Source organism: Mobiluncus sp., assembly GCF_985070215.1.
This window is the reverse complement of sequence record NZ_CFKZQR010000016.1, coordinates 22464-35232: the sequence shown is the minus strand read 5'-3', so window position 1 is coordinate 35232 and position 12769 is coordinate 22464. Positions and strand designations below refer to the sequence as shown.

Below are 12769 nucleotides of genomic sequence, written 5' to 3'. Positions count from 1 at the left end.
TAGCTGCCATTATTGGCAGCAACCACCCAAATCTCCCTAGTTATCCACGCTGACGGTGCCCGAGCTTCTCTAAATAGCTGGGATAAAAACTATTTAAACGCGTCGGTGTGCCATATATGGCACACCGACGCAAATTAATAGGTTTAAGCGTGCCGGTCGGAAACCCCCGGGGCGTAAAACTGGGCGAATGCGGTGGTGTCCGCTTGGTGAACAGTGTGTCGGTGATGCCGGGGGCGGCTTGGACGACGCCAGCCGTTGCTCGCGGATGGAAAGATTCTGAATTTGGGCGGCGTTAGCTCGGGTCAGACTCGCGCAGCATCTTGATATGGGGGATATTGTCCTCCAAGTAGGGCTCGGAAATCTGGCGGAACCCGAGGCTTTCATAGAACCCCTGGGCATAGACCTGTCCCTCCAGATAGATGGCTTCGGCGTGGAAACGCTCTTGAGCCACGCGTATTCCCGCTTTCATGATTTCAGACCCCAAGCCCTGGCGGCGGCGCGCGGCAATGACGCGGCCAATCGCGACATATTCGCTCTCCACGCCGCGGTCCAAGACACGCAGGTATGCCAGAATTTCGCCGTCCTCTTCTAGCCACACGTGCAGAGAATCCTCATCTCGCCCATCAACTTCCGGGTAGGGGCAAGCCTGTTCGACCACGAAAACATCAACCCTGAGTTTCAAAATCGCATACAGTTCCGTGTTACTAAGCTGCGTAAAAGTCTTAACCTTCAGCTCCAAAGGTGACGCCTCCTGTGTCGTGGGTTTTCATGTGTTATCAGAGTGTTAGTCTACCAGCGGTTTACCGGGGCCACACAGCGCGAAAGCCGGGGGCGCGGGGGGCAAAAAGCGGGACGCTCGGCAAGGCAACCTGAACCGCGGCGCCGCTACGCATAGGATATAGCCCGTGGTTACAGCAAAAGATGTCTCTGATTACTCCGCCCACCACCTTTCCGTCTTGGAGGGGCTGGAGGCAGTGCGCAAGCGTCCTGCTATGTATATCGGCTCGACCGACAGGCGCGGACTCATGCACTGCCTGTGGGAAATCATCGACAACTCGGTTGATGAGGCCTTGGCGGGGTTCTGCGACCACATCGAAGTCGTGCTTTATCCCGACCATTCGGCGGAAGTGCGCGACAACGGACGCGGGGTGCCGATAGACGAAGTGCCCGGCACGGGCTTGAGCGGTGTGGAAGTCGTGTACACAAAACTGCACGCGGGCGGCAAATTCGATGCCGGACTGTACAAGGTCGCGGGAGGCTTGCACGGGGTGGGAGCCTCGGTGGTCAACGCCCTGTCAGCCCGTATGGACGTGGCGGTAGACCGGGGCGGTTATACTCACGGTCTGCAGTTTCGCCGGGGCGAACCCGGGGTGTTCAGTGACACGGAGGAACTGAACCCCAACAACGATTTCCGGCCTTTCGAGGATTCCTCCAAGTTGACGAAACTTGGCAAGGTTAAGAAAGGCACCACCGGGACGCGGGTACGGTTCTGGGCGGACTACCAGATTTTCCCCAAGGACGTTGACTTCAGTTATGAGGACCTGTCCAACCGGGCGCGCAAAACTTCGTTCCTGGTTCCCGGCCTAGCCATCACCGTCACCGACCTGCGTGGAGAGGAAGCCCTCACCGATACGTTCTTGCACAAGGGCGGTACGGTCGACTTTGTGGACTATCTCGCGCCGGACCGGGCCATCACCGACACCTGGCAGTTGCAGGGGAGCGGCACCTTCACGGAGATTGTGCAAGTGCCGAACCAGAAAACGGGCCACTTGGAACCCAAAGAGATGGAGCGCACCTGCGAGGTCGACGTGGCACTGCGCTGGGGAGTGGGCTATGACACCGTGGAACAAAGCTACGTGAACATTATCGAGACCCCGGTCGGTGGCACGCACCTGGCCGGCTTCGAGGCGGGACTGGTGAAAACCTTGCGCGCGGTAATCCAAGCCAACTCGCGGCGCCTGAAACTGGGCGCTAAAGAATCGAAAATCGAGAAAGAGGACATTCTAGCGGGCATGACCGCCATCATCACCGTGCGCCTGCCCGAACCGGAATTTGAGGGGCAAACGAAAGAAGCCCTGGGCAGCGCCAAAGTTAAGCCGATTGTGACCAAAGTCGTAACTGAGGGGCTCGAAGCGAAACTGAATTCCCGGAAGCGCGAGGACAAAAACCAAGTTTCCGCCCTTCTGGACAAAATCGTGGCCGAGATGCGTTCGCGCCTGTCCGCCCGGCTGTCCAAAGAAATCACGCGGCGGAAAAACGCGCTAGAAACCTCGACACTCCCGACGAAACTTGTGGATTGTCGCAGTGACGACGTCGAGAAATCCGAGCTGTTTATTGTGGAGGGCGATTCCGCACTCGGCACCGCGAAAGCCGCCCGGAACTCCGAATTCCAAGCCCTGTTCCCGATTCGCGGCAAAATCCTCAACGTGCAAAAGACCGGGACCGCCCAAATGTTGGCTAATGCGGAGTGCGCGGCGATTATCCAGGTGCTTGGGGCCGGGTCGGGGCGGACTTTTGACATTTCACAAGCCCGGTACGGCAAAGTCATCATGATGACGGATGCGGACGTGGACGGGGCGCATATCCGCACGCTGCTGTTGACCCTGTTCTTCCGCTACATGCGGCCCATGATTGCTGCAGGCCGGGTTTTTGCGGCCGTCCCGCCGCTGCACCGGATTCAGGTCAACGCGAAAGGCAAGACGCCGGGCGAGTTCCGCTACACCTATTCCGAGGACCAGCTGCATAAGGAACTGGGGAAACTGGAGCGGACCGGGCGAACCTATAAGGAACCCATCCAGCGCTACAAGGGCCTGGGCGAAATGGACGCTGACCAGCTGGCGGAAACGACCATGGATCCGCGCCACCGCACGCTGCGGAGAATCCGTTTAAGTGATGAAGCCGCTGTCAACCGGGCGGAAGAAGTCTTTGAACTGTTGATGGGTTCGGCGGTGCCGCCGCGGCGGGAATTCATCATCGAGGGAGCCTCCAAGTTGGACGCCGAGATGATTGACGCCTAGAATCGTCAGATAAGCTCCAGGTTGATATGCGGTTTTTTCACCGGTCACATTAACCAAGCTCACGGCAACGGCTCCTAACAAGCGAGGGAGAGATTTGGCTCAACTTTTTGCGTATCCAGCTGCCACTCCAGGCATCACCTGGAAACCGCTGGAAGCCGCGCATAAGCGGGACCTGATGCGGCTCATAGTCGATATGGAACGTATCGACAATCCGCCCTATCGCACTTCGCAGGCAGAAGTTGAATCGATTTTTCAATCCGATTTTTGTGGCCTGAGCGCTTGGGACCAGGACTCGCGGATGGTCGCCTACGCCATCGTGCGTGTCGAGGAAACCGATGGATTCCAGGCGGTTTGTTCCGGAGGCGTGGAGGCGAGTTGGCGGAATCGCGGAGTCGGTTCCATCATTTTCCAATGGGAAGTTCAAACCGCTCACGCCATGCTGGCGGATAAGCCGCGACCGGCCCAGATTGTGTGTTTCGTGGATCGAGCGGCGAGAGATGCTGCGCACCAACTGCAGGAAAATGGTTTTCAGCCCGCCCATACTTACCTGGAACTGCGCCGAGATTTGGCAGCACCGGGGGAACTGGTGGCACCCGGCAAGTATCTGGAAATTATCCCGTGGTCTGCGGATTTCGATGACCATGTGCGCCGGGCTCACAATGAGCTGATGGCTCTGGCGACGGGGGCTCCCGCCCAAGATCTGCAAACGTGGCAGTCGAATCGGCCTTTCTTTGCTCCACAGTGGTCTTTTATTGCCTTGGACAAGTCCAGCGATGTCGCCGAGGTCGCGGGTTATCTGCTTTCCGCTCGCTACGAGCAGGACTGGGAGGCGATGGGGTTCACCAAAGGTTATACCGAAATCCTGGGAGTCCTGCCCGATTATGCGGAAACCCAGGTCGCCGCCGCACTGCTGTCACACGCCATTGCGGCTTACCAGGAATCGGGAATGCAGTTCGCGGCGGTGGGGTTGGATCAAGAAAACCCGACTGAAGTCGCAAAACTTTATACTGATTTTGGGTATGAAGTTACGGGAGGCTCTACCGAGTGGGTGGTGAACCTGCCTGCCGAGGAACAAAAACCCGTGGACCCCACAGTTTTACGTGAAGAAGTCGCCCAGATGAACCGTCAGTCAGCCGCCGCGCTGCCGACTAAAAAGGAGAGAAATACGGGGCGTAAGACTCCCTAAACCCCGTCGCGCGCGCAACGCCACCGTCCTAGGCGGACTCCACCAGGCCGAAAAGAAAATATATTAAAATCCGGTATCAACCGAAATAGGCGATGTTAGATTTTAAGTTCGAGCCGGAACCATCGCGGCGTTCATCCAACTCCGGCAGCTTGACCGGCTTTCCTTTGGCATCTACGGCATGAATCGGATCCGGACCGACAAAGGCCATATCGAGCGCGTACTCGCCCTTAAGGAAACGCTGCACTCGCACCCCTTGTGCGCCCCGCCCCTTCACGGGATAGCAATCTAAAGGCGTGAGTTTAATGGAACTTTGATTTGCTCCGGGCATGGCGTTCATGATGGCGGCGACGGTAGCCACGGTGGTGGCCGCAACCAACTCATCAGGGACGATAGCTCCGGCAATGACCTGCGTATGGTCTTTCAGGCTCATGCCCGCGACCCCGCCTGCGTTGCGGCCTTGGGGACGAACTTTATTTGCTGGGGTGCGCAATAACTGAGCATCCGTTGAAATCATCACGATTTGGGCGTCGTCCGGGCAAGCTCCGGCGTAGACCAGCTGGTCCGTGCCTTCCAGATTGATGATGGTGAAGCGGTTTTGGGTACTGGGATAGTCTGGCCGCATCCGCTTCACGATGCCCTGTTCGGTCATCATTCCTACCGTTTCATCTTCATCCAAGGTGAGGATGCCGACCACGGTTTCCCCATCCTCCAATCGAGCTGCGGCTGACAGTTGCGGAGCGCCGTCAAAAGACCAGGGGGGTGCGCTTTCTGCGAGGCTCTCCACAACGTTGGCCTCCCCGCTCGCCGTTTGAGCCGAATCTGTGGACCCGGCATCGCCGGAGCTGGCAGAGCCCGCCAGCGGGGACTTTTCCCCCGGAGGAAGATTCAGCACGTCCAGACGCACCACAAAACCCGATGAGGTGACGACACCGAAAGACCCGCGTGTATGGGTCAGGATAGAGCCGGCGACTATGCTGTTGAATCCCTCCAAGCGCGTAACGGGACCGGTATGAGCCAAGCGGATAGCCCGCCCGTCGGCACCCAGGACAATCCGGCACGGCACATCGGGGACCTCCAAGGGCACATCCGTAACCGTCATCGCCCCCAAAACCGGCAGCGCGGCATCTTCGGAGGCCGCCACAGCCGAACCATCCTCTTCCATCAACACGGTACGCCGCGGCGTGGACAGCTTCGCAGCGGTCTGACGCAAATCAGTTCGCACTACGTCATGCAGTTTTTCCGTGGAGGCCAAAATCTGTTCCAGTTCGGCAATCGCTTGGCGCAGCTCGTCAGCTTCCGCCTCCAGTTCCAGCCGGGAAAACTTGGTTAAACGGCGCAACCGCAACTCGAGGATGAACTCCGCTTGGGCTTCGGACAAATCGAATACCGCCATCAAACGTTGGCGGGCCGCGGTGGAATCATCCGAAGTCCGAATGACCTCGATGACGTCATCCAGGTTCAGTACGGCAATGAGCAACCCATCGACCAGATGCAGGCGTTCTTGCTTTTTCTTTAGGCGGAATTCGCTGCGCCGCCGCGTGACCTCGACACGGTGGTCGACGAACACCTGCAGCGCTGCTTTCAGACCCAGCGTGCGCGGCTGACCATCGACCAAGGCGACTGTATTGATGCCGAAAGATTCCTGCAGGGGAGTGTACTTGTACAGCGAAGCTAAAACAGCTTCGGGATGGAAACCGTTCTTGACTTCGACTACCAGGCGCATTCCGTGAGTCCGGTCGGACAAATCCTGCCAGCCCGAAACGCCTTTGACCTTGCCGGAGCTGACGGTTTCTTTCAGCTTTTCCGCGACCCTTTCGGGGCCTACTTGGTAAGGCAGTTCAGTAATGACAATGCCGCGCTTACGGGCAGTGACTTGCTCGATTGTGGCCCGGGCACGGGTGGTGAAGATACCTCTGCCGGTTTCGTAGGCTTCGCGGATTCCGTCCAAGCCCACAATAATTCCGCCGCCGGGAAGGTCCGGGCCGGGGCAATATTTCATCAGTTCCGCGGTATCGGCTTGCGGATGATCCAGCAGGTAGATAGCGGCGTTGATGGTTTCGCCTACATTGTGGGGTGGAATGTTGGTGGCCATGCCTACCGCGATACCGTTCGCGCCGTTGACCAGCAGGTTCGGGAAAGCGGCGGGGAGTACCGCAGGCTGGGTGAGCTGATTGTCATAGTTCGGCACAAAGTCGACAACGTCCTCGTCCAAGTCATCCACCAGAGCCAGGGCGGCGGGAGCCAGACGAGCTTCGGTGTAGCGCGCGGCGGCAGGACCGTCATCCAGCGAACCAAAGTTGCCGTGACCATCGATAAGCGGCACACGCATGGTGAAAGGCTGTGCTAGACGCACCAGGGCATCGTAGATGGCTGAGTCTCCGTGCGGGTGCAGTTTGCCCATGACGTCGCCCACGACGCGCTGCGACTTCACGTGTCCCTTGTCCGGGGTCAAGCCCATCTGTTTCATCTGGAACAGGATGCGGCGCTGGACCGGTTTCAACCCGTCTTTCGCATCGGGCAGGGCGCGCGCGTGAATGACTGAATAGGCATATTCCAGGAAGGAGTGCTCCATTTCCTCGTTAATGTCGATGTCTTGGATGCGTTCGAGGGAGGAGTCAGACATGACACCAATTCTTACGAAGTTTCCCGCTCTTGCGCCGCTTGCCACACCGGCGAGGCCAGAAATGATTGAATGGAAGGGTGAGCGAGACGGAATTTCACACCGAAATCATGGCTGCGAACGATCCTGATTTACGCCTCGATGCCCTGTTGGCAAGCGAGTTCGCGGCTGCCGGCTGGTCTCCCTTGCCCCAGGGGCTGCCTGTGGAACCCGATGCGGCTGTCAGCCCCGTTGGTGCCCCAATCGTCCTCGTATTGATCGACGGACTGGGGTGGTGGAACCTGAACGAATATTTGGGACACGCGCCGAACCTACGTGCTTTGGTGAAAAACGCCGCTGCCTCAGGGCAGCCTCTGACTGGCCGCAGCGTGTGCCCCTCCACTACCGCAGCCGCTATTACTTCCACCCTGACCGGGCTGGTCCCCGGACGTCACAATATGTTGTCCTATCAGCTGATAGACCCGGTAGCACGGGCGAAATTTAGCTTGATTACTTTCGAGGAGTACCCGGGAAGGGTGGAGGAATTCCAAACCGAACCGACTTGGTTTGAACGCCTGAACGCGGCGAAAATTCCGGCTTTCGCGTTGGGGCCGAAAAAATTTATCGGCGGTGGACTGACGCGGGCTGCTCTGCGGGGCGCCACATATGTGTCTTCAGAAAACTTGGATGCGCGAGCCCGTGACGCCGCAACCGTGTCCAAGCAGGGCGGACTGACATATTTCTATATGGCAGAAGTCGATCATGCCGGACATGGTTACGGGGTGGGGTCGGATAAATGGGTGAAAAACCTGGAAAAGGTCGACCGTGCGATTGGAATCATGCTGGACAGTATGGCTCCTGGAGTGAGGGTCGTCATCACCGCGGACCACGGCATGTTAAACACGTCCCCAGAGGTTACCGTAGATTTGGCGAACACTGCGGCGGCAGAATTCATTGCGGACGCCAGCGGAGAAGGACGCGCCTTGCACCTCCACGCCAAACCGGGAGCCGCCGCGGCGCTGCAAGTTAGTTTGCAGACGCTGCTGGGACCAGCCAAAGTCTTAAATCGCGACGAAACTGAGACGTTATTTGCCTCCTATAACGGCACGCCGGTACGCCGGGCGGAACTGTTGGGAGACGTGGTCGTATTCGCTGCGGGGATAGGCCAAACCTTGGATTCGCGCTTTTTCAAAAGTCAGGTATTCCAGATGAAAGGCTTGCACGGAGGCTTGAGTGAACAGGAAATGCGTGTCCCGATGCTGCGATATTGCAGCTGAGAGTCTATCTCAGTCGGCTTTAGAGCCGAATAAAATTTCGTCCCAAGAGGGCATGGCGGCACGTCCCCGACGCGCGGTGTGTTTACCGCTGTCGGCGGGGGCTGAAGCCGGATTCGGCTGCAAATCTTCCATCCCCGGCAGGACACCGGTTTCTGTGGGCTGCGCGGGTGGTTGAGCAGTTTTGGAGGACTGGCGCTTCGCGGCATCGAGGGGTAGAACGTCTGCATCGGGCTGGGGCGAAGCGACGTCCGAGGCGGGGGCGGCTGGCGGCGCGGCCTCAGCATCGGGGGCAAACCCGGAGGCAATAGCGGCCTCCATCGCGGAAACATCGTCCTCTTCATCGCCGGTCACTACGGAAAGACGGGTTCCCCGGGCGGCATTGAGCTCATCGAGCAAGGCTTCGGTAGCGCTAGTTTCCGCAGACTGTGCCGGGACGGGTTTCGTAGCCGTGGTGGGGGAAGCCTCGGCCTCTGGGGTGGAACCGAAGTGAAAATGTCCCCGGCTCAATAGAGCGTCAGAACCGGCCGGGGTGGCTGTCTCTGTCAGCCAGCGCGCCTGTTCGTCCAACGCCGTCAACGTGCGGTTTTCGTGGTCAAAGTCCCAGTTCGCCTCCAGCGCTTTGGCATCCTGGACAAACTCCAGGTGGACCAGCCAATTTTCGCCGGGCTGCCGAGTAGCATCCCAAATTAGTGAAGATGGGCTGACTCCGCGGGTGGCCAGGCGGTCTATCACCAGTTCGCCCAAGGCCGGAGCATCTTTGTCCGGAGCTACACGAGTTTCTTGAGCCTGACGGGCGGCATAAATCCGTTCCGCCATAACCGGAGCTTCGTAGCGTTTGACCTGATCCAAGTCCAGACCGGCGCTGGTGGCGACTTCTTGGGCGGTGGCGCCGCCGCGAATCAAGGTTTGGATGTCTTTGGGACGCAAGTCCTGAGTGTCAGAGGCAGACAGAGCTGCCACCACTTTCCGGCGCTGCTGGCGCACAATGGAGCGCAGCTCTTCGTCGAGGGGTAAAAGGAAGCGCTCACCGTCTGTGTCAACCAAGACAAGGTGTTCGCCGTCAGTATGAATTCCAAGCAAAGAAAGACTGCGCATATTTCCTCCTAAGCTAAACATTGCCAAAATCGTAGGCAGTTTTCACGTCAACCCGCCGTAACGTTGCCGAGAGGTCGCAATTTCCTTAAAGTAGTGCTAATATCGCGACGCACCAAAACTATTATTTTAAGGGAGTGCAATGGCTACCGATTACGATGCCCCGCGCAAGCGAGACGAGGAAAACCCGGAGGAATCTCTCGAGGAGTTAAAAACTCAGCGAAAAAATTCCGAAGATGCTTCCGTTGACGAGGACGAAAATGAAGCTGCGGATTCTTTCGAGTTGCCTGGCGCGGACCTTTCCAACGAAGAACTCTCAGTTCGCGTAGTCCCCAAGCAAGATGACGAATTCGTGTGTTCACAATGTTTTATTGTGCATCATGCGTCCCAGTTGGCCGGGGAAGAAAACGGCCAGCCGGTGTGCATGGATTGTGCGGGTGTAGCTTGATGGGACTGTTCTCTAAGAAACGTAAGACGGATGAATCCCCCAGTGAGCTCGAGGACGATTCCGCCAGCGAGGTAAAAACGGATACATCCGCCTCGGTGTCGACCGCGTCTGACATTCCGGGGACAAAAGAGCAACCCGCAGGACCCCTGGACGTCAAACAACTTGGTGACCAGGACACGTCCCAGTATGCGGACTTTGGAGTGTTCTTGCTGCCCCAGATTCCTGGGCTGGCGGTTCATCCCGAATCTCCCCTGGATGAAAAAACTTTTGGCTCTCTGACCATGCAGATTGGTAAGGCGGCGGTAGAGCTGCTGGCGGTAGCTGCACCTAAGTCGAAACGCCTGTGGCCCGAGCTTCGTGCGCAGGTACGCGGAGAAACCACCGCGGCGGGCAACACTTGTGACGAACGCGAGGGCAGTTTCGGCACGGAACTGTTCGTGCAGTTAGCGGCGCAAGACGCCAAAGGCAACCGGGGGCGCGTGCAGGTTCGCTATTGCGGAGTGGACGGCCCGAACTGGTTTGTGCGCCTGGTCTTTAACGGCATGGTGCAAGCCGATGACCCGGATTTGCAGGCCCTAGAACAGGCTGTCCGTCAGGTCGTGGTGGTGCGTGGTTCCCGGCCGATGAGTCCCCGCTCGGTCATTCCCGTGGTTTTGCCCGACGACTTGGCGCGTCAGCTGGCGGCTCTGCGCGATCAGCAGGCCTAGCCGCAGCGCAAGCAAAGCGAGTTCTCCATGTCACCGCGTCAACAGATAACCCGGGTCGGCACCGTGCTTTCCAGGTCTTTCCTGTCTCCTTCTGCCGTGCCGTCTTTCCGGATTTGCCTGGAGACCGCAGGAGGGTTCATCAACGTGCGCTGGCTGGGGCGGATGGAAGTTCCCGGAGTGACCTTGGGACGTCGCCTGCAAGTGTGTGGAATTCCGCTGCAGGGCGAGGACGGGGTGGAACTGATAAACCCGGATTATCACCTCTTGGGGGACAAATGAGCGAGGAAAAAGACCAGGAATCGGTTGCAGCCGGACTCAACGAATTCAAGGATGCCCTGGGTCGAAACATGGGGGGCAGACTGGACGCCGAAGAATTCTCCCTGCGCCAAGCGGTAGGAGGGTGGCGTGGCATAGTCGAGTCTATCGGGCCGACGCTGGTTTTCGTGGTGGCGTTCGTGGCTGGCTGGGACGTTATGAAGGCCGGGGCGGTTTCCCTGGGATTTGCCGTGGGCTTGATTATCGCGCGGCTCATTGGGCATTCCTCGATTATGCAGGCGTTTGCGGGATTCTGGGTCGTCATCATCGGTGTTTTGTGGGCCATGTTCAGCGGCAAAGGCGAAAACTACTTTTTGATGAGCCTGATAATTAACGCGGTTTATGCCAGCGTGATTCTGGTGTCGATTCTGGTGCGTTTTCCCGTAATCGGTCTGTTGGTCGGGTGGTTTCGCTCTCAAGGTTTGAGCTGGAGGACAGATCCGAGACTGAAAGCGGATAAGCAAGCATACTACGCCGTAACCGTCATCTGGCTGGGAGTTTTCCTGCTGCGCCTGGCTGTAAAAACGCCCCTATACCTGGGAGGAAACGTACCCTGGCTGGGAACTTTCCAGATTTTGTTGGGCTTGCCGCTATTCGCCTTGGCGCTCTACCTCAGCTGGCTCCTGCTGCGCCGCACCCACGGGAAGTTCCTCGACTCTGGCCTTACCGCCGTCGGCCCCTCCGACACCGGTAATGCCGACACCTCCGACAGTGCTAGCTGAATCCGTGGTATCCGCGGCCGTCAATATTTTCCCGACCTGTTCAACGGTATCTTCATTTTGCTCGGGGAACAGGAACAGCAACTGATCCGAAGCGTGTAAGCTCGCGACCTCGTGGGGAGCCAACGCTTTCCCGTCTTGAATAACCGCGGTCAACAAAACCCCTATCGGCCACTCCAGCTCGCCCGCGGGCCGACCCAAAACCGGGGAATCAGCGGAAAGGACTATCGAGAACAATCCGTTGTGGGAGTTAAAGAACCGGAAAATCGGCACTAGGGTACCTACGCTCAGAGCCTCCTCGACCAGGGCAGTCATCATCCGGGGGGTAGAAATCGGCACGTCCACGCCCCAAGACTCATTGAACATCCACTCGTTCTTGGGATTATTAATCCGTCCGACCACGCGGGGCACCCCGAACTGAGTCTTGGCCAGCAGCGCAATAACCAGATTAGCCTGGTCATTGCCGGTAGTGGCGACGACCACATCAGCTTGCGCCCCGCCCGCTTGCTCCATCGTTTCGGGAGTGGATAAGTCTCCCAGAATCCAGTTCGCTTCCGGCACGGAGGAAACTTTCATCGCCTCGGGGCTCGAGTCGGCGATTGTGACCTCATGTCCCCTGGCTAGCAGTTCCCTGGCGATGGAGCGGCCGATTGAGCCCGCCCCGGCAATAACAATCAGCATCTTTACTCCTTGAAATTCCGGGCCAAACGGGAGGCCACCGCTTCGCGTTGAGACTCGGAAACAAAATAGAACAACTCGTCGTTTTCCTGTAACACAGTCGAGGCCTCAACCATCAAAACTTTAGAAAAACGCAGCACATAAGCGGCCCGAATCTCCAGTTCAGTCTCTAAAGCAGAAACTTCCTGACCGACCCAGCTGGGTCCCACGGGAACACGGCACAGGCTCAAGTGCCCGGTATCCTCGGTAAACACGACATCTGGGGGTAGCGGTAACACCCGTGCCAGCAATAATGCGGCGGTGCGATCCACAGAGCCGACGGTGGGGATACCCAACCGTTCATAAACCTCGGCGCGCCGCGGATCGGAGATGCGCGCCACCACCTTCTTTACGTGATAAATCTCGCGGGCCACGCGTGCCGCCAGGATATTAGCATTGTCATCATCAGCCACCGCCGCAAAAGCGTAGGCATCTTCGATACCGGCCTGCAATTGTGTATTGCGATCGTACCCTTCACCAGTCAGCTTTTGTCCTTGAAAATTCTTGTACAGTCGGCGGAAAGAATCCGTGTTGTTGTCGATAATTGCCAGGGTGTGTCCCCGGTCCTCAATCGCTTTCGCCAGCGTGGTTCCGACGCGGCCACAGCCCATGATTACAAAATGCACTCTTAAAACATAACCTGAAAGGCACAAATTCGGCTACATTTCACGGGTTGGGTAGGGAAATTCTTT

The 12769-nt window shown here is 57.9% G+C and carries 11 protein-coding genes and 1 pseudogene; 7 read left to right on the top strand and 5 right to left on the bottom strand.

Translation table 11 applies throughout. The annotated features are described in order from the left end of the window. Positions 1-292: 292 nt before the first annotated feature. Positions 293-739, bottom strand: coding sequence for a GNAT family N-acetyltransferase (locus AC5LBQ_RS04875; protein ID WP_493264794.1), 447 nt, complete (start codon positions 737-739; stop codon positions 293-295). A gap of 166 nt (positions 740-905) precedes the next feature. On the opposite strand from AC5LBQ_RS04875, the gene AC5LBQ_RS04870 reads away from it, so the two are divergent. Together AC5LBQ_RS04870 and AC5LBQ_RS04865 are read left to right on the top strand one after the other, a co-directional pair. After that, positions 906-3017, top strand: coding sequence for a DNA gyrase/topoisomerase IV subunit B (locus tag AC5LBQ_RS04870; protein ID WP_493264793.1), 2112 nt, complete (start codon positions 906-908; stop codon positions 3015-3017). Positions 3018-3111: 94 nt separating this feature from the next. After that, a complete protein-coding gene (locus AC5LBQ_RS04865) occupies positions 3112-4203 on the top strand; it encodes an N-acetyltransferase (protein ID WP_493264792.1) in 1092 nt (363 codons plus the stop codon). A 76-nt stretch (positions 4204-4279) separates the two neighbouring features. On the opposite strand, the gene AC5LBQ_RS04860 is transcribed toward AC5LBQ_RS04865, so the two are convergent. Further along, complete coding sequence (locus tag AC5LBQ_RS04860; protein ID WP_493264791.1) at positions 4280-6826, bottom strand: DNA gyrase/topoisomerase IV subunit A; 2547 nt, start codon at positions 6824-6826, stop codon at positions 4280-4282. Between the two features lie 77 nt (positions 6827-6903). Here AC5LBQ_RS04860 and AC5LBQ_RS04855 point away from each other — a divergent pair, with 77 nt between their 5' ends. Next, complete coding sequence (locus tag AC5LBQ_RS04855; protein WP_493264790.1) at positions 6904-8079, top strand: alkaline phosphatase family protein; 1176 nt, start codon at positions 6904-6906, stop codon at positions 8077-8079. A gap of 9 nt (positions 8080-8088) precedes the next feature. On the opposite strand, the gene sepH is transcribed toward AC5LBQ_RS04855, so the two are convergent. After that, positions 8089-9174 (bottom strand): septation protein SepH, encoded by a 1086-nt coding sequence (sepH, locus tag AC5LBQ_RS04850; protein WP_493264789.1) that lies wholly within the window; start codon positions 9172-9174, stop codon positions 8089-8091. Between the two features lie 139 nt (positions 9175-9313). Between sepH and AC5LBQ_RS04845 the strand changes: the two genes are divergently transcribed. From AC5LBQ_RS04845 to AC5LBQ_RS04830, 4 genes and pseudogenes are all read left to right on the top strand, one after another. Next, a complete protein-coding gene (locus AC5LBQ_RS04845; RefSeq protein WP_282921665.1) occupies positions 9314-9619 on the top strand; it encodes a DUF4193 domain-containing protein in 306 nt (101 codons plus the stop codon). Then, positions 9619-10326 carry a DUF3710 domain-containing protein gene (locus tag AC5LBQ_RS04840; RefSeq protein ID WP_493264788.1) on the top strand — a complete coding sequence of 236 codons (708 nt, stop codon included), beginning with the start codon at positions 9619-9621 and terminating at the stop codon, positions 10324-10326. Before AC5LBQ_RS04845 ends, AC5LBQ_RS04840 begins: the two co-directional genes overlap by 1 nt. A gap of 27 nt (positions 10327-10353) precedes the next feature. Then, a complete protein-coding gene (locus AC5LBQ_RS04835) occupies positions 10354-10605 on the top strand; it encodes a hypothetical protein (protein ID WP_493264787.1) in 252 nt (83 codons plus the stop codon). Beyond that, positions 10602-11219, top strand: a pseudogene (locus tag AC5LBQ_RS04830) (DUF3159 domain-containing protein); the annotation flags it as partial. The gene AC5LBQ_RS04835 and the pseudogene AC5LBQ_RS04830, both read left to right, overlap by 4 nt. Positions 11220-11231: 12 nt before the next feature. On the opposite strand, the gene AC5LBQ_RS04825 reads toward AC5LBQ_RS04830, so the two are convergent. Beyond that, positions 11232-12041 carry a potassium channel family protein gene (locus AC5LBQ_RS04825; protein ID WP_493264786.1) on the bottom strand — a complete coding sequence of 270 codons (810 nt, stop codon included), beginning with the start codon at positions 12039-12041 and terminating at the stop codon, positions 11232-11234. 2 nt (positions 12042-12043) lie between these two features. Beyond that, entirely contained in the window at positions 12044-12703 is a 660-nt protein-coding gene (locus tag AC5LBQ_RS04820; protein WP_282921661.1) for a potassium channel family protein, read from the bottom strand. Positions 12704-12769: the final 66 nt, after the last annotated feature.